The 19,182-nt window shown below is 36.7% G+C and carries 16 protein-coding genes, 1 pseudogene and 1 riboswitch; of the genes and pseudogenes, 14 read left to right on the forward strand and 3 right to left on the reverse strand.

Annotated features, from left to right (window positions below):
* Positions 1 to 170 precede the first annotated feature (170 nt).
* Positions 171 to 1,700 (reverse strand): oligosaccharide flippase family protein, encoded by a 1,530-nt coding sequence (locus tag CG11_RS17760; protein WP_052598180.1) that lies wholly within the window; start codon positions 1,698 to 1,700, stop codon positions 171 to 173.
* 262 nt (positions 1,701 to 1,962) lie between these two features.
* On the opposite strand from CG11_RS17760, the gene CG11_RS17765 reads away from it, so the two are divergent.
* From CG11_RS17765 to CG11_RS17775, 3 genes are read left to right on the forward strand one after another with little or no spacing between them, the layout of a single operon-like run.
* Positions 1,963 to 2,526 (forward strand): RNA polymerase sigma factor, encoded by a 564-nt coding sequence (locus CG11_RS17765; RefSeq protein ID WP_052598181.1) that lies wholly within the window; start codon positions 1,963 to 1,965, stop codon positions 2,524 to 2,526.
* Positions 2,527 to 2,532: 6 nt separating this feature from the next.
* Positions 2,533 to 3,969 (forward strand): hypothetical protein, encoded by a 1,437-nt coding sequence (locus CG11_RS17770; RefSeq protein ID WP_052598182.1) that lies wholly within the window; start codon positions 2,533 to 2,535, stop codon positions 3,967 to 3,969.
* Positions 3,970 to 4,008: 39 nt separating this feature from the next.
* Positions 4,009 to 4,695 carry an OmpA family protein gene (locus CG11_RS17775; protein ID WP_063833143.1) on the forward strand — a complete coding sequence of 229 codons (687 nt, stop codon included), beginning with the start codon at positions 4,009 to 4,011 and terminating at the stop codon, positions 4,693 to 4,695.
* Between the two features lie 60 nt (positions 4,696 to 4,755).
* Here the strand turns inward: CG11_RS17775 and CG11_RS17780 are convergent, their stop codons facing one another.
* Positions 4,756 to 5,667: a hypothetical protein gene (locus tag CG11_RS17780; protein WP_052598184.1), complete on the reverse strand. Its 912-nt coding sequence runs from the start codon at positions 5,665 to 5,667 to the stop codon at positions 4,756 to 4,758.
* A gap of 12 nt (positions 5,668 to 5,679) precedes the next feature.
* Entirely contained in the window at positions 5,680 to 7,137 is a 1,458-nt protein-coding gene (locus tag CG11_RS17785) for a hypothetical protein (protein ID WP_052598185.1), read from the reverse strand.
* A gap of 275 nt (positions 7,138 to 7,412) precedes the next feature.
* On the opposite strand from CG11_RS17785, the gene CG11_RS17790 reads away from it, so the two are divergent.
* From CG11_RS17790 to metX, 11 genes and pseudogenes are all read left to right on the forward strand, one after another.
* A complete protein-coding gene (locus tag CG11_RS17790) occupies positions 7,413 to 8,021 on the forward strand; it encodes a hypothetical protein (protein ID WP_156039821.1) in 609 nt (202 codons plus the stop codon).
* 151 nt (positions 8,022 to 8,172) lie between these two features.
* Positions 8,173 to 9,012 (forward strand): zinc transporter ZupT, encoded by an 840-nt coding sequence (gene zupT / locus CG11_RS17795; RefSeq protein ID WP_052598187.1) that lies wholly within the window; start codon positions 8,173 to 8,175, stop codon positions 9,010 to 9,012.
* Between the two features lie 96 nt (positions 9,013 to 9,108).
* On the forward strand, positions 9,109 to 9,714 hold the full coding sequence (gene recR / locus CG11_RS17800) for a recombination mediator RecR (RefSeq protein WP_052598188.1): 606 nt from the start codon (positions 9,109 to 9,111) through the stop codon (positions 9,712 to 9,714).
* Between the two features lie 610 nt (positions 9,715 to 10,324).
* The gene (locus CG11_RS17805) at positions 10,325 to 11,878 is read left to right on the forward strand and encodes a YifB family Mg chelatase-like AAA ATPase (protein WP_052598189.1); all 1,554 of its coding nucleotides are present in this window, start codon (positions 10,325 to 10,327) and stop codon (positions 11,876 to 11,878) included.
* 285 nt (positions 11,879 to 12,163) lie between these two features.
* Positions 12,164 to 12,967 carry an enoyl-ACP reductase gene (locus tag CG11_RS17810; protein WP_052598190.1) on the forward strand — a complete coding sequence of 268 codons (804 nt, stop codon included), beginning with the start codon at positions 12,164 to 12,166 and terminating at the stop codon, positions 12,965 to 12,967.
* Between the two features lie 255 nt (positions 12,968 to 13,222).
* The gene (locus CG11_RS17815) at positions 13,223 to 13,696 is read left to right on the forward strand and encodes a hypothetical protein (RefSeq protein ID WP_052598191.1); all 474 of its coding nucleotides are present in this window, start codon (positions 13,223 to 13,225) and stop codon (positions 13,694 to 13,696) included.
* Between the two features lie 20 nt (positions 13,697 to 13,716).
* Positions 13,717 to 15,078 (forward strand): hypothetical protein, encoded by a 1,362-nt coding sequence (locus CG11_RS17820; RefSeq protein WP_156039822.1) that lies wholly within the window; start codon positions 13,717 to 13,719, stop codon positions 15,076 to 15,078.
* Between the two features lie 107 nt (positions 15,079 to 15,185).
* Positions 15,186 to 16,010 (forward strand): glycosyltransferase family 2 protein, encoded by an 825-nt coding sequence (locus CG11_RS17825; protein ID WP_081909591.1) that lies wholly within the window; start codon positions 15,186 to 15,188, stop codon positions 16,008 to 16,010.
* A gap of 151 nt (positions 16,011 to 16,161) precedes the next feature.
* Positions 16,162 to 16,246: riboswitch (SAM riboswitch) on the forward strand.
* 271 nt (positions 16,247 to 16,517) lie between these two features.
* A pseudogene (locus CG11_RS31060) lies at positions 16,518 to 16,898 on the forward strand (OsmC family protein); the annotation flags it as partial.
* A gap of 78 nt (positions 16,899 to 16,976) precedes the next feature.
* Positions 16,977 to 18,128: a PLP-dependent aspartate aminotransferase family protein gene (locus tag CG11_RS17830; RefSeq protein WP_368667161.1), complete on the forward strand. Its 1,152-nt coding sequence runs from the start codon at positions 16,977 to 16,979 to the stop codon at positions 18,126 to 18,128.
* Positions 18,129 to 18,133: 5 nt separating this feature from the next.
* Positions 18,134 to 19,174: a homoserine O-acetyltransferase gene (metX, locus tag CG11_RS17835; RefSeq protein ID WP_052598193.1), complete on the forward strand. Its 1,041-nt coding sequence runs from the start codon at positions 18,134 to 18,136 to the stop codon at positions 19,172 to 19,174.
* Positions 19,175 to 19,182: the final 8 nt, after the last annotated feature.

Genomic DNA, 19,182 nt, shown 5'->3' on the forward strand with positions numbered 1-19,182 from the left:
ATTTTCGCGAAGGTTATACAAGTTAATAGGTCGCTTATTTTTTAGTTTTTTAGCCCGCTACACTTGTAAAAATGCAAGCTAAGTTGGTAAAAACATAAACTACATGAGTACTGCACAGTTGATAATCAGCCTTTCAAGATTCCCAACACTTAAAAGCTATCATGATAATTTTATTCTGAGGGAACTTGTTTCAACATAAGTTTGATTCTCGTTCCATCAACAAGCCATATTACTCCTAAATAAACCAACATTAAAGTACTACTTACAAGATAAGAGACCAAGCTATTGGGAACTAGATATGGTGCAATTGTCCATGCATACAGCATATAAATGACGACTACGGTGACAATGTATCCTAGCATACGAAAAATTGGGTAGGGAATTGGATAGTGTTTTTGCCCCAACGTATAAGCTAACACAACCATTGTCGCATAGCAAAATAGGGTTGCCCAAGCAGATCCTAAGTATCCAGGATGTCCCAATTGCATCATAAAAGGAATCAATAAAATATTGCCCAAAATAGTAACACTAGCTCCAATAACAGCTATCATTCCTCCATAACGAGTTTGGTCACTCAACTTGAACCAAATTGCCAGATTGTAATACAAACCCAAGCATAAATTAGCTAATAAAAGGACAGGAACAATCATCAAGCCTTCTCGATAATTGGAGGCAACAAAAAATTGTACAATATCCATAAAAAGCATGATTCCCAAAAAGCCAATCGTTCCGATTAAGGTAAAAAGGAAAGCGATATTGGCATATAATAATTTAGAATAGGCTTTATCTGCATTTCGGAAAAAGAATGGTTCAGCAGCATAATTAAAAGCTTGGGTAAACAGGTTCATGAAAATAGCAATTTTATAACAGGCTCCATAAACTCCGAGTTGTTCCAAGACGTCCTTACTATCTCCCACCAAAAGCGCTTTGAGTAAAATTCGATCCAATACTTCATTGATAATACCTGCAAATCCTGCCAAAACTAATGGCATTGAGTAGATAAGCATCCTTCTTAATAAAGCAGCGTCAAATACTGCTGTGGCTTCTTTTCCTTCTTCTGTTTTAGTTTTGTACCAATAGGTGGGCAATAAGAGTAAAAAAGTAGCTCCACTCGCTAACAAATTAGCTAAAAATACGTATCCTATCCCCATAGTTGGGTCAAAATATTGTGGAAAATAATTGGGCAAGAGATACAAAAAGAAAAATACAAATCCTAAATGTATCAACAAGTTGGTCAACTTAACAAGGGCAAATTTTAATGCTTTTCCTTCTAGTCGAAGCATCGCAAATGGAATGGCAACCAATGCATCAAACCCTAAGATAAAAGCAAACCATACAATGTAGTTGCTATGGTCTGGATACCCTAATTGAGTAGCAATGGGGTTAGATAGTGCCACCAACAACAATACAAAGATACTGGTTGTGCCAACTACCGTAGATGTAGCTGTTTTGTAAGCTGTCGCCCGATCTTCCTTTTTAGAACCAAATCGAAAAAAAGCTGTTTCCATTCGATAGGTAAACACAATCATTAAGAAAGCTGCCCAAGCGTATACATCTGTTTGAATGCCCATTTGAGCACGATCATCATTGAAAATATGCGTCAAAAATGGAGTCAAAAAAACAAATGTAAGCAAACGTCCTAGAATGCTACTAAGCCCATATAAAGCTGTTTCACCTGCTAATTTTTTAAGTAGGGACACGTTTTGTAATTGAAAATAAAAAAAACTATTTTAGTAAGAGTGGCTCAAAGATACATCAAGCTTTTAGAATTTACAATACTGCTCAAAATCGATTTATTAATTGGTTGATAATTTATAAAAAGCGGGATAGAACATCCTTTTCAAAATATTTTCTAAGCAAATTTTAAAATAATCGTTATCTTAATAAGGTTACTTTTAAAATTTAAGCCCATTAAAGAAGTAAATATCTAAACCGAATTCGAACAAACAACTTGGGTACTTTATGTCCAAATATTCTAATATACTGACGCAACTTAGGTCTGGAGACAACAAAAAGGCAATTGCTGTTTTGTATCAATCCTTTCCGATGATACGCAAATTAATTTGCAATAATGGAGGCAATGATGCCGATGCACAAGATGTCTTTCAAGATGCCTTGCTCGTGCTTTATCGAAATGCTCAAAAACCAGAGTTTGAATTAACTTGTGCTCCTAGCACGTATTTATATAGTGTTGCGCGTTTTCTGTGGAAAGATTTGCTCAAAAAACGAAATAAAGAAGTTTCGTTGGAATACGATACACGAGACCAAGCTGCCTTAGAATCCGATTTAGAACTTTACCAAGAACAAAATAATAAATCATCCCAACTGGCTTCTGTATTGCGACAACTTGGCGATAAATGCAAGTTATTATTACAAGCCTATTATTACAAAAAAATGTCGATGAAGGAAATTGCTCAAACCTTTGAGTACAGCAGTGTTAATAGTGCCAAAACACAAAAATACAAATGCATTGAGCGAGCAAAAAAAATTGCTAGCAACCAGCTTCCATCAACATCTAAACTGTAAAAAGCGATGCGCCAAGAGTTACAAAACATAGAATATATTGAACGCTACCTAGAAAATGGTCTTTCTAGTATAGAAAAACGTAAGTTTGAACAGCATATGAATGAGGACGAGGGGTTCAAGCAAGCTGTCAATCTGCAACGTCAAATCATTAATCAGCTAAAAGAAGAGGCTTTTCTCTCTGATGTCGCGAATTATCACCAAGAGTTTATTCAACATCATACCAAGCCAAAACGCTTTTCGCCTTGGTGGATCATACTGCCAATCCTTTGCTTAATTAGTATTCCTATTGTTTGGTATAATTTGCCTCCGCAAGAAACAAAATCGGTGGCTATTGTAAAAGAAGTTAAAAACACACCAATCAAAGCAACTAAGGCGGAGGCTGCTCCTGCTCAACTTAAAGCTTTTCAAACTGCTTTTGTTACCAAAAAAATAAGTGCCCGAAAAGGTGCTACCATTCAGCTAAAAGCATCCAAATCGACCTTGCACATCCCTAAAAATGCGGTGGTAGATAAGAATGGAGTGCCTGTCAAAGGTGCTTATGAAGTGCAATACCGAGAACTAAGAGATCGCGTTGACATGGCTTTTTCTGGATTGCCTATGAACTACAAGAACCAAGCTACTGCCGAGGGCGTTAACTCTTTTGGCATCTTAGAAGTTCGTGCTTTTAAAGATGGTGAAGAGCTTCAAATAGCACCTGGCAAAGCTTTAAGTTTAGACTATGAAGTCAACAAACGAGCTAAAAATTTGGATTTGTATTATTTGGATGAGACCAATCAAACATGGGAATCTACCTCTGAGGTTGTAGACCTTCCCAAACGTGGTGCTTATACAGAAGAATTTGATAGCATTGCTTACAAAGCTGCGGTAATTGCACACAATGAAAAATTTAAGAATATGGGACTAAAAGATGGTGTGGAACGTGACAAAGATGCGTTTAACCTACAAACTACCTTGATCCCTGAAGGAATGAAAAAATTAGAAAAAGAGGAACGTCCCGATCCTAACAAATACATTGTTAAACACTACAAAAATCCAAGGCTGGTCGAGGATTTGCGCCTAAACTCTTTTGGCGTTTATAATTGTGGTAAAAAATATAAAATTAAAAACCAAATTGCCGTCTCAGCAGATTATACCGACTTAGAACAAATTGCTATAGACAATGCGCACACATTGTCTATCATTGATATAAATTATAACGCTGCTTATAGTTTTAAACCTGAACAATTTATTTGTAATAGTAAGGCAAATAATGTCTTTTTGTTATGGTCTAAAGAAGGCAAACTTTATGCTTTTGTCAAAAGAGCTACTGTAAAAATGAATACAGGAGATTATTCTTTTCAAATGGAAGATTTGTCGGATAAAATTAAAAATACTGCGGACTTAAAACGCTATCTAAAATTCGTAGAACAAAAAACAAAAGAAACTGTAACTAAAATAGAATAAGTGCATTATACAGAGGAACATAATATAAAAATCCTCCGTATGAAATATGTATTTAGTATTCTTTGCCTCTTCTCTATGTGTAGAGTTGTAGCGCAAACCGTAGACAGTTTAGTTCCTACAGAAGATCAGGCCTTATTATCCGTGATTGTTCTGGACATGGAAGAAAACCCAAGACCTAAAGATAAAATTATCTTTCAAGGTAAACATTCTCAATTAACCTTTGAAGGCATCGCCGACCTTCATGGCGCCTTCTCTATTTTATTACCAGAAGGAGATACTTATTTCATCAAAATTCAAGGCTTGGGCAATAGTGTTGATTTTGACGAACTGTCTATCCCTAAGCAAAAGGGTAAAATAAGTGGTGAGATTGCCATCCGATATCGTCCTGCTCGCACATTCAATTTGGATGATGTACATTTTGAAACAAACAAAGCAACATTGCTCCCCCCATCCTTCGCTTCACTTGATGAGCTTGCTGAAGTATTATTATTAAAAAAGGATTTGTATGTAGAAATAGCAGGGCATACCGATAACGTTGGTGATTCATCTAGCAATCTCTTGCTTTCTCAAAAAAGAGCAGACGCTGTTGTCAAATATTTGATACAAAAAGGGGTACCTGCTAATCAACTAACGGCCAAAGGCTATGGTGAATCAAACCCCATTGCCGATAATAATACACAAGAAGGCAGAAGAGAAAACCGCCGTACAGAGGCGAGAGTTTTATAAGCTATCTTGTGAAGGTGTTTCTTATTATTTACAATACGAATCTGATTTTATACTCTTTTATTAATTTAGCTTTTTCCAATTAGAATAACCAAAAATAGTTTTTCTTCCATAAAATACATTCTCTATCCAAGTCAGCATTTTATATTTGAATTTCTCGTGCTTCATTTTAGGGCGATTGAGCTTGCCTTTTTGAGTATAATTGAGTTTAGATTTCCAAAACATCTTCGAAATCAAATGGCTCATAACCGAAGGGTGTTTGCCTTCAAAAGTAGGGATTGCTCCCAAATAGCCGTAATCAAACTCATGGGCTTTTAATTCATATTCGTTCTGAATTTGATCGGAATCATGATGCATTGACTCTTGTTCTTTCCTTTTGGATTGCATTACTTGCGGAGGACGCACCCAACCATAATGATAAATGTACGGTTCTATTTCGATGACAGTTAACTTTTCATCCTTATTTTTTCTGAATGATTGGGCATCTTTGTACGAATAGATGTGTTTTTTATTTCTTACAATTCGTATCTCATTTTTGTACCAACAATGTACTGGCAAATGATGCTTGTAATCGCCCCAAAAATGATAGTAGTTAAATAAAAAACCATCTACACTATCCTCCGTCAAATATTGTTTGCAATAAGTGGTGATTGATTTCAAATCTTTTTCGTGAACCACCTCATCAGCCTGTAAGTAAAAACACCAATCTCCCGTACATTGAGAAAGAGCAAAATTAGTTTCAGTGGCAAAAATTTTTCCATCTAGGAACTCTTCTTCATCCCAAACGCGATCTATTATCACAATTTTATCAGAGTTAATAGACTCAATTAAAGCTCTGGTTTTATCTTCTGGATCACAATTACCCAAGGCCACAATAAATTCGTCTACAATTGGTAAAATAGATTCAATAGATTCCTTAATAGGAAAATAATACAAATCCGCATTTCTTACCATTGTAAAACCACTAATCTTCATAAATCGTCTATTTTAGTCCTTCGAAGTATCAAAGATAATATCTCCCAAGCTACTATCGTCCTTTTTTTCTAATCTTAATTTATCAATTGCATTTAATTCCTGTGCAATTAAGTCAAATTTATAGACAATTTCAGCATGGTCATTCACATATGCTTCTCCTCCCAAATCAGCCAAAGTATCTTTCATGACACGCTCAACCGTAGCGGGATCTAGTTTTTCTTCTGTTTTCCGCTGGCGATTAGCTACTTCTGTCAATGTAGACAATGGAATTTCGTGTACGTGTTGCTCCCCTTGGTCATAAGTTTGAAAGACAATCCGCATCAATCGCTTTCGAATATTCAATTCGCGTTGTTTTTTGCGCAGCGGGCGCAAACGAATCCATCTAATCATAGGAATTAAAAAGAATAAACTAGAATACACCAATGGAAAACCTCCTAAGAAGAACTGTCCCCAAAAACCCAAATTTAAGCCCATTGGTCCCAACCAACCACCAAAAACGAGCATTAAGGACATGATAAGGTTAAAAGTATTCATAGCAATAATTCCTGCATTACGACCACCAGAGTTTCCCGTCAACTCATATTCTGGTTCGTACTCATCCCAATACCAAACAACAGGTTCTTCCCCTGTTCGGTCTTTGGATCGAATCAATTGAGAAAAATCGCCATACAAAGTTCCATTGTCAGAAACATGCCCTTCTCCATCAAACATTCCTAGGCATTCGGTCATAAAATTCTCGGCTTCTTCTCTTCTCCAACCAGCCAAAGCCTGAATCTCTGAAGTTGTAATCAGTCCTTTTTGTTCTCTCAAAAAAGTCGCTACTTCTTGATTGTTTGCCAAGGGATCCAACTCAACTCTTGGCGGACCAAAGATAAAATCATAGATGGAAGCCACATAACTTTTTTCATCTTTAGGGTTTTTAGGTTTCTTCTTTTTTCCTAAAATGCGTTGTTTTTCTTTATAATGTTGATAATTATAACCATAATCGTCTCGCTGATAATAACGATTGTTATACCCCATAATTGTATTCCATTCAAAAATGGAAATAAACAAACGTAGCATAACCGCTATCAAATCACCAACACCATCTCCATCTTCAGAAGCAATAGCCGCACCGATTAGCAGCACAATAAACACAACAAAATAAACGACTAAAAAAATAGACGTCAATAGTTTATACCCTATTTGAAACCCTTTCCAAAGCAAACGCATCAAGTCGGCGACATATTCAGAAAAAGGCTTTTTGTCTCGACGCTCCAAATGAGGACCAAAATCATAAATTAAATCCCCATTCTCTGTCACTTTTAGTTTACAATCGTATTTTTCCATCATATTTTTGATGGCTTCATCGGTTTCGATGATAGGCATTCCTGTAACAGAAACTGCATCTTCTAATGTGAAAGAAGTTGTATTTTGAGTCGCGTACTTTTCGAGTACGACTAAATTATCCTTAGGATTTTCAAATGCCATTTTGTATATTTATTGTGAGTGTTTGATTGTTTACAACAAAAAAACTTTTTTATATTTTTTACTTTGTGAGCCTATAGGTTCGTGGAAAAACTAAAAAGCAACGGAGTATTATTATTTATAACCGTAACCTAAGATAGTTTGTTCCTTGTGAAATGTTTGTATTTTGTTATCATTATAAATCTATAATAAGCAATCGTTCAAAAAATAACAAATCTTTACGAAATGTAAAGCAAAGCAACTTGGATGCCTTATTATTAACACCATCAAACAAATACATGCATTACTTCTACAACTTGATGCTCATAATTATCATTTGGGGCAATAACTTTAATCAAGCTGTTGCACAAACAGAGAGTAGTTTTCAACTAGAAGCTATGACCGAGGGCAATTATTATTGGCAACAGTTTGATTGGTCAGTTACTACTGGCTTTGGTTTTAACTACTGGTTTACAGATCATTTTGCGATTAACTACGAATTTCAAATAGGCTACGACAAACGATATGGCTTTACGATGAATAGTGGCTGGGGACAAGTAGCGGCTGGTTTTTTGTACTCAGAATTAGGTGGTACTTTTACAGGAGATTTTTTAGGAACAGTCTCTATTTTAGCCTTATTAATTCCCGAAGGGGTAACATTTGCTGCCAATCCTTACGATGATTTGGTCTTTATGCCTTACTTAATACCTTTTGAAGCACAGTATTTGGCTAGTGACTATCCACGGGTTCGATGTGCAGGAGAAGTTGGCTTAAAAATGCATTACAAATTGGGCAATGGCTTGGCTTTGCGTCCTAAAATAGGATTGCGTTATTTATACAGCAAACAACGTTTGGGGATTGAAGTAGGCATTGGAATGGTTTTGCTAGACACAGAAGAACAGCTGTAAAATTACAACAATTTATCCCCCAAAAAGCTTCTTTCTCTTTGAGCAGTACTTTAAATGCAACTTTGTTGCTTTAATTTTGCTTATTAATTGTACAACGTATGATTTTTTATTACCTTCGCAGATTCAAAAAAATAAGCCAAGGATTCTAATCATGGAAGAAAACGTACAAACTGCCTTTATGCTCACTATTCTTGCGGGGTTATCTACAGGAATCGGTAGCCTAATTGCATTCTTTATCAAAGACAAGAGCATTAAGTTTTTGGCATTCTCCATGGGCTTAGCAGCTGGGGTTATGCTCTATCTTTCGTTTATGGAAATGTTGCCACATGCTGTACATTCCATTGGTGCTACCTTAGAGCATGCTCACAATGGAACTTGGTATGCCATCATTGCATTTTTCAGTGGCATGTTACTGGTAGGGGCTATTGATCGGCTCACCCCTCATCACCATGGCCCTCACGAATCAGATACCTCCTTGGATGATGGAGATATTGTTATTAATAACAAAAAGTTAATGCGGGTAGGAGTGATGACCGCCATTGCTCTAGCCATCCACAATTTCCCTGAAGGTTTGGCTACTTTTATTTCTGCCTTAGAAGATCCACACTTGGGAATAACCATTGCCATTGCCATTGCGCTGCATAATATTCCAGAAGGAATTGGTGTCTCTATGCCTATTTATTATGCAACAGGTAGTAGAAAAAAAGCCTTTTTATACTCTTTTTTCTCAGGTTTGGTGGAACCTCTTGGCGCAATATTGGGTTATTTTCTATTCATGACTTATCTTACACCATTCGTCATGGGAATGCTTATTGCTGCTGTAGCAGGAATTATGGTCTTTATTTCTTTAGATCAATTGCTCCCTGCTGCGCATGAATACGACGATCATCGTTTATCTATTTATGGAGTTGTTTTAGGAATGTTTGCGATGGCAGTTAGTCTTGCTTTATTGGTTGGACATCATTCTCACCACGTACATCATGTACATTAGACCTTGTGATCTTCGCCATTATTATTAATAAAAGTAAATTACCTTACCACTTGTTTTCATACTTAGAATTTCGAATAATCCAAAATACCATTCATTATGAATCTATCTTCCAAATTACTCGAAAACACTGTTGAAGTTTTTGCCACTCTTCCAGGTATTGGAAAAAAAACAGCTTTGCGTTTAGCTTTGCATTTGCTTCAAACAGAAAGCACGGAAGTGACGCAGTTTTGTGAAGCCATTCTAAATATGAAAAAACACATTCAGTTTTGTTCTTCTTGTCATAATATTGCCGATGACGAAACTTGTAGTATTTGCTTGTCTCCAAAACGAGACAAAACGACGATTTGTGTTGTTGAAAGCATAAAAGAGGTCATGGCAATTGAAAACACACAACAATTTAATGGTGTTTATCATGTATTGGGTGGTGTCATCTCTCCTATTGAAGGCATTGGTCCCAACCAACTTAACATTGATAGCTTATTGGATCGTATAGAAAGAGAACAAACCAAAGAATTGATTATGGCCATCAGTCCCACAATAGAAGGAGAAACGACCATCTTTTATATTTCCAAACAGTTAAAAGAAAGTGCTGTCAAAATCTCTACGATTGCTAGAGGCGTTTCTTTTGGAGGAGAGTTAGAATATGCCGATGAGTTAACACTAGGTCGTTCGATTTTGTCAAGAGTTGCTTATAAGAAGTAATCATTTCGCTGGGGCTTATAGCTCCTTTTTTCTTTTTGGGGTATTTTTGACAACAGTTTGTTAAAAAACTATTATCTTGATAATCAACAGGTTATGCTTTTATTACATTTTGCATTAAAATCTTGATTATCAACTGCGCAGCACTCATGAAGTACCACGAAGTAGCAGCGAAGCTAACTAAAAGCAAAGCGCTCACGAAGTAATCTAATATAAAGGTGCTTTTTTATCTTTTTGGTAACTAAGCTTGCGCTCTCATGAGCGTAGCGAATAATAATCAACGACCACGAAGTAGCAGTGTAGCTAACTACTATTTGATATACTTTTCTAAATTCTAGCATTATGCAGGGTAGCTTCTTGAAAAAACAGCTACTAAAACTCTTTAATACCCACTTAACTGTATTTTTTTTAAAATTTAAGACCTTTAGGTCTTCTGATTTGCCCTACTCAAAGGAAGTCCTTTTTTAAGCATTCGTCTGTAACAAGACAAAATCTTTCGGCGTAAAAAGCCCTTGTTGTTCTCTCAAAGCCAACAATCCTAAGTATGACGTTATTAACTAATTGTGATTTCATACTTATTTCTCTCATCTTTATAATAACCGTTAATATAATTATGCTAGTAAAAACATTTGCCAGTGCAGTAGAAGGAATTGATGCGCAAACCATTACCATAGAAGTGAGTGCAGGAGGTCAAATTGTTCAAGGAAAACCAGGGTACTCTTTAGTAGGGCTTCCAGACAATGCCGTCAAAGAAGGTTATTGGCGAATCGAAACAGCACTCAAAGAAATTGGCTATAGAATCCCTCGCATTAAGATTATTATCAATATGGCGCCAGCCGACCTAAAGAAAGAGGGGTCTTATTACGATTTGCCGATTGCCATTGGGGTTATGGCTGCCAATAAGCAATTGCCTCACGAACAATTAAAGGATTATATTTTGATGGGTGAACTCTCTTTGGATGGAACACTTCGACCAATTAAAGGTGCCTTGCCGATTGCCATTCAAGCTAGAAAAGAAGGCTTTAAAGGAATTATTTTGCCAAAGGCGAATGCAAGAGAAGCTGCTATTGTTAACAAAATTGAGGTTTTTGGGGTAGAACACCTGCGAGATGTGATCGAATTTTTTCAAGGAAGCAAAGAACTTTCTAAAACAGTTGTCGATACTCGTGAAGAATTTGCTTACAATCAAACTATTTTCTCTGTTAACTTTTCAGATGTAAAAGGGCAACGCAGCATCAAACGAGCCATGGAAATTGCCGCAGCGGGTGGTCACAACTTGATTTTAATTGGTCCCCCTGGTGCAGGCAAAACCATGCTGGCGAAACGCTTTCCAAGTATTTTACCTCCTCTCAATCTAGGCGAGGCATTAGAAACAACCAAAATTCACTCTGTAGTAGGGCTACTTCCCGAAGATTGCTCTTTAATTCATCAACGCCCATTTCGCAATCCTCATCATACCATTAGTGACGTGGCTCTGGTAGGTGGCGGCAATTATCCTAGACCTGGTGAAATTTCCTTAGCACACAATGGTGTCCTATTTTTGGACGAACTTCCAGAATTTAAACGCTCGGTACTAGAAGTGTTGCGACAGCCCATGGAATCTAGAAAAATAACTATTTCCCGCTCGAAATTCACGGTCGATTATCCCGCCAGTTTTATGTTAGTAGCATCCATGAACCCCTGCCCTTGTGGTTATTATACACATCCTGAAAAAGAGTGTGTTTGTTCTCCTAATGCGGTTCAAAACTATCTTAACAAAATATCGGGTCCATTGATGGATAGAATTGATTTACACATTGAGGTAAAGCCTGTCAATTATGATGAACTGTCAGATGAAACGGCACAAGAAAGTAGCGAAGAGATATTAAATAGGGTGATTGCTGCAAGGCAGCTACAAACAGAACGTTATAAAGAGGATCAGCATACTTATTGCAATGCACAAATGGAATCGAAGCATATCCAACTGTTTTGTCAACTCAACAAAGCCAGCAAGTTATTGCTAAAACGAGCCATGGAACACTTTCAATTATCCGCTCGTGCTTATGATAGAATCCTAAAGGTAGCCCGAACCATTGCCGATCTAGATGGTCAAGAAAACGTCCATGCTCAACATATTGCGGAAGCGATCCAATTTAGAAGCTTGGATAAAGAAAATTGGGTACAATAGCTTTAAAAAGTCTTCTTTGCTTACCAAAATACGCCCCTTCTATTTATTTTTTCATACAAATAGCTTGTTCCTAAATAGATTCTTAGTAATATTGCAGCAATAAAAAGACTTAGGCGAATGGTTATTATAATAAGACTTCGTGACTTTTTTAGTTTTTTTGTAAAACGCTAAAAAAAACTCTTTACATCCTATTGATAATCAAATGGATGCAATTTCGCCGCGAAGTAATGCATACATAACCAGACACTTAATATCCAATTAAAGTAAAAATAGAAGCATAACGTTATGATTTTAAAAGGAAAAAAAGGAATTATCTTTGGAGCATTAGATGATATGTCTATTGCATGGAAAGTTGCCGAAGCTTGTGTTGCGGAAGGTGCAGAAATCGTCTTAACCAATGCACCTGTTGCTTTTCGTATGCCAGGTGATTCCAACATAAAAGTTTTAGCTGAAAAATTAAACTGTCCAGCCATTCCAGCGGATGCCACTCGTTTAGATGATTTAGAGAAATTGATTGACAAAAGCATGGAGCATTTTGGTGGTCAATTTGACTTTGTTTTGCACTCTATTGGTATGTCCATCAATATTCGCAAAGGGAAGTCATACACAGATTTAAATCATGACTTTATGCAAAAATCTTTTGACATCTCCTCTATTTCGTTCCATAAGTTGATGCAATCACTATGGAAAAAAGAAGCGATTAAGGATTGGGGTTCTGTTGTTGCCTTGACTTATATCGGTGCACAGCGTGTATTTCCACATTATAGCGAAATGGCAGAAGCAAAATCATTGTTAGAATCATTTGCTCGTTCTTTTGGTTATCACTTTGGAGAACGCAACAATATTCGTGTCAATACAATTTCTCAATCGCCTACTATGACGACAGCAGGTACAGGAATTGACGGATTTAAAGAATTTTTGGATTACTCTGAAAACATGTCTCCGATTGGAAATGCTCCTGCCGAAGCTTGTGCTCAATACTGTGTTTCGTTGTTCTCTGACTATACTCGTTATGTCACGATGCAAAATTTATATCACGATGGCGGTTTCTCTAATATGGGAATGAATCCTGCTATTTTGAATAAATAAAAAACCACAAAGAAACAACTCTTATTCACTTGAATAAGAAGAAGTTTATAAATCATACAAAAGTGCAATTGCCAAACATAGCAATTGCACTTTTTAATACCAATATACCCTATATTTCTTGCTCTAAAATTCACTTGCAATACAAATATTTTTTTCAATTATTCTTCTACATTCAAACCTAAAAAGATTATAACACGTCTCTTTTATAGAAGTTACCCCACAAGCTGTTATTCGCAATTATTATAATAGAATAACATGTTAAACAAAATATTATTAATCTCTACTTGCTATTTTTTAATAGCATGCGCTGGACCTCCTCCAGCTAACCACATACGAGCCAGTGGTTTTTCTCCCAGCAAAATTTTATTAAAAAATTCAAAAAATCAATTTGTAAGACTTGCCTCAGAGCCTCCCTATTATCTAATTGCCGATGCTCTACAATCCAGTGACGCAGATACATTTCAACTTTGCAACTTAGGTCATGATATTATCGCTTTAAAAGCTAAAGATCAGTATGTGACGGTACATCTTCAATTAAACAATCAAGCGATTTTAAGGCAAAAACACATTGATCACTGGGAAAGGCTAACGTTAGAAAAACACCATAGATTGGCGAGTTTCAAAGGCTGTAATGGCAAATATTTATGCCCCTCTAACGAGAATATTCTCGCTGCCATTGGCTCTAATGTCACAACTCAGTGTCTCTTTCAAATTATCGAATTGCAATAACCTTCCCCAACATTTTACATATGAAAATCACATACCCGCCAAATAAATATTCGTTGCTAGCTATTTTTTTATTCCTCACAATAGCGTTAACCCATCGAGACAGCTTTAGAGTTTATCTAAAACCATATAAAGTAATTTCTTTTGATATGGGAGGATACTATGTTTACTTACCTGCTTTTTTCATTCATCAGTCAACCGATTTTTCATTTATTCACCAACAAGCCAAACAATCAGGAAAAGTATACATCACTAGTCGTGATGGGAAAAAAGTTGAGGTGAATAAATATAGCATGGGACCTGCTATTTTGTTAAGCCCCTTTTTTTTGTTGGGACATTTAGAAGCCTATTATTGGCAAGTGCCTAGAGACGGTTTTTCGTATACCTATCTTTTTTGGATGATAACAGGTACTATTTTCTATACTAGTCTTGCACTATTTTTGTTGCGAGCAGTTTTATTACGTTATTACAAAGATGTCCCTGTTGCGATCACCCTATTAATTTTAGGGCTAGGAACCAATTTATTTTTCTACACTGTTTATGAATTTTTAATGTCCCATGCTTTTTCATTTTTTCTTTTTTCTTTAGCCTTATTTTTAGCTATCAAATGGCTGGAACGTCCTACTCTACTGCCATTATTAGCCTTATCTTTTGTGGCAGGAATGTTAGCAATGACTCGATTGCCCAATATGATCTTTTTCTTAGTATTAGCTTTTTGGAATGTTTGCTCTATAGAAAGCCTCAAAAATCGACTGCTGCTCTTTAAGACACACTGGAAAGCACTAGGTATTGGGTTGTTATTCTTTGCACTGCCCTTTGTTCCTCAACTATTGTATTGGAAAACTGTTGTAGGGTTTTATTTGATGAACGGCTATACTACCAATGGAGAAAACTTTATCTTTAGCCAGCCTCACATATTTGAAATATTATTAGGATACAGAAAAGGTTGGTTAGTTTATAGTCCTGTCCTACTTTTAGGCTTTGTAGGGCTTCTGGTTTTATTAAAAAAACATAAAAATCTATTTGGCTCTCTCGCTATTTACATTGTTATTAATATTTATGTTGTGTCTTGTTGGTGGTGCTGGTCATATGGAGGCAGTTTTGGTATGCGAGCATTGGTAGAAGCCAGTGTTGTTCTTAGCATTCCGCTAGCAGCTCTCCTCCAAGAACTTTCTAAAAGCCCATTGATTAGTCACTTTTTGACTATTTTTATAACCGCTTGTCTTTGTTTGAATATGTTTCAATCGTATCAATACCACCATGGAATCATCCATTGGTCGAGGATGACTCAAAAATCCTACTGGGCTGTTTTTGGCGTAACACATCCTGCTCATCCTTATCATATCTATGAACGAGATAAGTATCTTTTGAAATCTGGACATTAATTCCCTATTTTTAACCATAGATTACTTCACTGCCAATACATAACAATCGTTACTTATGTATCCAAACATATGAAGTATTTATTTACAAATCGTTTTACTCAATCATAATGCAACTACCAACTATCAATACGTTATCCATTGTTATTCCTGCTTATAATGAAGGGGCAACCATTCATTTGATTCTAAACAAAGTAAAAGCAGTACATTTAGCCCAAGGCATTCAGAAAGAAATTTTGATTATCAACGATTGTTCTACCGATAATACAGAAGCAGCTATTCAACAATATATAAAGGAAAATCCAACACTCGACATTCAATATTTCAAACATCAAAAAAACAAAGGGAAGGGGGCTGCCTTACATACGGGAATATCTAAAGCTACAGGAGAATATCTTGTCATTCAAGATGCCGACTTGGAATATGATCCTGAAGAGTACAATATTCTGCTCAAGCCTATTTTAAATGGAAATGCAGATGTCGTTTATGGCTCTAGATTCATGGGAGGCAACCCACACCGCATTCTATTCTTTTGGCATAGTATCGGCAACAAACTATTGACCTTTTTATCAAATATGAATACCAATTTGAATCTAACAGACATGGAAACGTGTTACAAAATGTTTGATACTAAAATGGTTCAAAGTTTGGATCTGAAAGAAAAACGATTTGGTTTTGAGCCAGAGGTAACGGCTAAAATGGCGCGTATTCCAGATATTAGAGTGTATGAAGTTGGCATTTCTTATTATGGGAGAACCTTTGCAGAAGGCAAAAAAATCAATTGGAAAGATGGCGTTCGAGCTATCTATTGCATTGCTAAATTCAACCCTGTTAGAACTATAAAAAATGTATTTTTTGTAGGAATTTTGTTTCTACTTTTTATGATGCTAATTGCAGGCTCTTTAGCCTTCTTTAAGCTAGTCTTAGGATTATAAGTCCTATTACAATTCTATATTAGGTTAAACCTATTTGCCTTCATTGGCATGACAATTAACCATAACCTATACCTATTATCCTGTGGGAGATTTGCTATTTTCACTCCAATAACTTGGTAGTGTCACAACTACTCCTTAGCTTCGCATTTATTACTTATCGAGAAAGGTGGAGGGACTTGCCCTTAGAAGCCTTGGCAACCTGCTTTAGTAAGGTGCTAACTCAAGACAGATAAGTTAGAAAGCTTGATATCTACTGATAATCTACTATACCAAACGCTTCTAACTTTATCTGTTGGAAGCGTTTTTCATTTTCTCGATAATGATGATATTTCTATCGTTACTAAACTTAGTACTTCGTGGATTTTTTAGCTTTTTTGTAAAAACCTAAAAAAGCATCTTTGCATCAGTTTGATTCTCAAACCTTTAAGAAATTAAGCAACAAAAAACATACTCTATTGATAATCAAACTGATGCGATTTTCCCACGAAGTAATGTAAACTTTTTTTTATGAAAATCACATTAAATCGACAAAATGATTTTTATCATTTTTTAGCACAAAACGAATCGGGTGCTCGCTTAGAATTAGATGCAGCGCCTTCTATTGGTGGTCAAAATAAGGGATTCCGCCCTATGGAATCTTTACTAGCAGGGCTCGGTGGTTGCTCTGCCATTGATATTATTAGTATCTTAAAAAAGCAACGTCAAGAAATCATAGACTTCCAAATAGAAATTGAAGCCAATAGAGACACCGAAGCTGTTCCTGCCATTTTTAAAGATATTGAGGTAAAAATTATCATAACAGGAACAGTTGATGAGAAAAAGCTTCAAAAGGCAATTGATTTAACCGTAGATAAATATTGCTCTGTCTATCATATTTTAAAAGAAACGGCTGCTATCAATTACAGCTATGAATTGGTTCCTGCCTCCCCTAAAAAAGTAGCATCAACAACTTATAAAGCAGAAACGTTGGCAATTCGAACACAAACAGCACCAACGCACAACAGAGAACACTCAGCTCCATTGTACTTGACTTCTAGCTTTACCTTTGAAAATGCCGAACAAGCTAGAGCCGTCTTTGCAGGAGAAGAAGAAGCACACATTTATTCTCGTTTTTCCAATCCAAATGCTAGTGAATTCATTCAAAAAATGTGTTTGTTAGAAGGTACTGAAGATGGGTTTGCAACTGCTTCGGGAATGTCTTCTATCTTTGCCTCACTCGCTCCTTTTCTCAAAAAAGGAGATCACTTAATTGCTTGCCGCTCTGTTTTTGGAAATACACACCGTATTATCACAGAAATTTTACCCGAATGGGGCGTGGACTATACTTATGTAGACATTGACCAGCCTGAAACATGGGAAGCCGCAATACAGCCCAACACGAAGATGTTGTTTGCCGAAACACCCTCTAATCCCGCCTTAGATTTTATTGATTTAGAATGGTTAGGGAAATTAACAAAAAAACACAACATATTGCTTAATATCGACAACTGCTTTGCTACTCCTTACTTACAACGACCTAGCGACTATGGAGCAGATTTAGTCGTTCACTCTGCTACCAAATGGATCGATGGACAAGGAAGGGTTTTAGGTGGTTTGGTATTGGGCAAAAAAGAACTGGTTGCCAAAGTTTATGCCTTTGCTCGTCGGACAGGACCTTCTATCTCACCATTTAATGCTTGGATATTATCCAAAAGTTTAGAGACACTAGCTGTTCGAATGGAGTGCCACTCTGCCAATGCCTATGCGCTGGCTAGTTATCTAGAACATCACCCAGAAATAGAATCGGTTAAATATCCTCATCTCCCTTCACATCCTCAGTTTGATTTAGCCAAACGCCAAATGAAGTTAGGAGGAGGTCTATTTACTTGTATTGTAAAAGGAGGCTTAGAACGTGGTCGCCGATTCTTGGACGCTTTAGAACTGTTGTCTTTAACAGCCAACCTAGGGGATACTAGAACCATTGCCACACATCCTGCGTCTACCACACATTCTAAGCTCAGTACAACTGATCGAGAAGCCGTTGGCATTTTAGATGGTTTGATTCGCTTTTCTGTAGGCTTAGAACATTTAGATGACCTTATTAATGATATTAATCAAGCTTTAGAAAAATCTAAATAACCAGTATGATTTATCCAAAAAACGTACAAATTTACAAATATCAACAAGGTTTTAACCTAGAACAAGGCGGGCATTTAGTCGAACTAGAGATTGCCTATCATACTTTTGGGACACTCAATGCAGCCAAAGATAATGTTGTTTGGGTTTTTCATGCTTTAACAGCAAACTCTGATCCTACGGATTGGTGGCAAGGTGTGGTAGGAGACAATACACTTGTCAATCCTGACAAACATTTTATTGTTTGTGCCAATGTCTTGGGTTCTTTTTATGGCACAACGAACCCTCGCTCTATTAATCCTACAACTGGCTTAGCTTATGGCATTGAATTTCCTTCATTTACGGTTCGAGATGTCGTACAAGCACACCATTTACTACGTCAACATTTAGGTATTTCTACCGTAATGATGGGGCTTGGAGGCTCTTTTGGAGGACATCAAGCTTTAGAATTTGCGCTTGCGGCTCCTAATGTGGTCAAAAGTTTGGTCTTGTTGGCAACTAGTGCACGAGAAACGGCTTGGAGTATTGCCATTCACGAAGCGCAACGAATGGCATTAGAAACAGATGCTACTTGGCAAGAGGACAGTCCATCAGCTGGCTCCATGGGCTTAAAAACAGCGAGAGCCTTAGGGCTTATTTCTTACCGAACCATCAATGCCTATATCCAAACCCAAACAGATAATACGCCCAAACTCGATCAACATCGTGCCGCTTCGTATGTCCGTTATCAAGGCGAAAAACTAGCCCAACGCTTTCACGCACATTGTTATTGGCACCTTTCTAAATGTCTAGATACGCATCATATTGGTCGAGATAGAGCTCCAATCGAAACTGTTTTGGCAAATCTCAATATTCCTGTGTCTGTTATTGGGATTACGAGTGACTTGTTAATTCCTGTATCTGAACAGCAGTTTTTAACGCAGCATTTGCCCAAAAGTGTTTATTATGAAATCGACTCAAAATTTGGTCATGATGGATTTTTAATTGAAGTCTCACAAATTAATACTATTTTGGAAGAACACTTTAAACGACTGAGGACAAACTATTAAGTTTCCTA

The organism is Aureispira sp. CCB-QB1, from assembly GCF_000724545.1.
GTDB lineage: Bacteria > Bacteroidota > Bacteroidia > Chitinophagales > Saprospiraceae > Aureispira.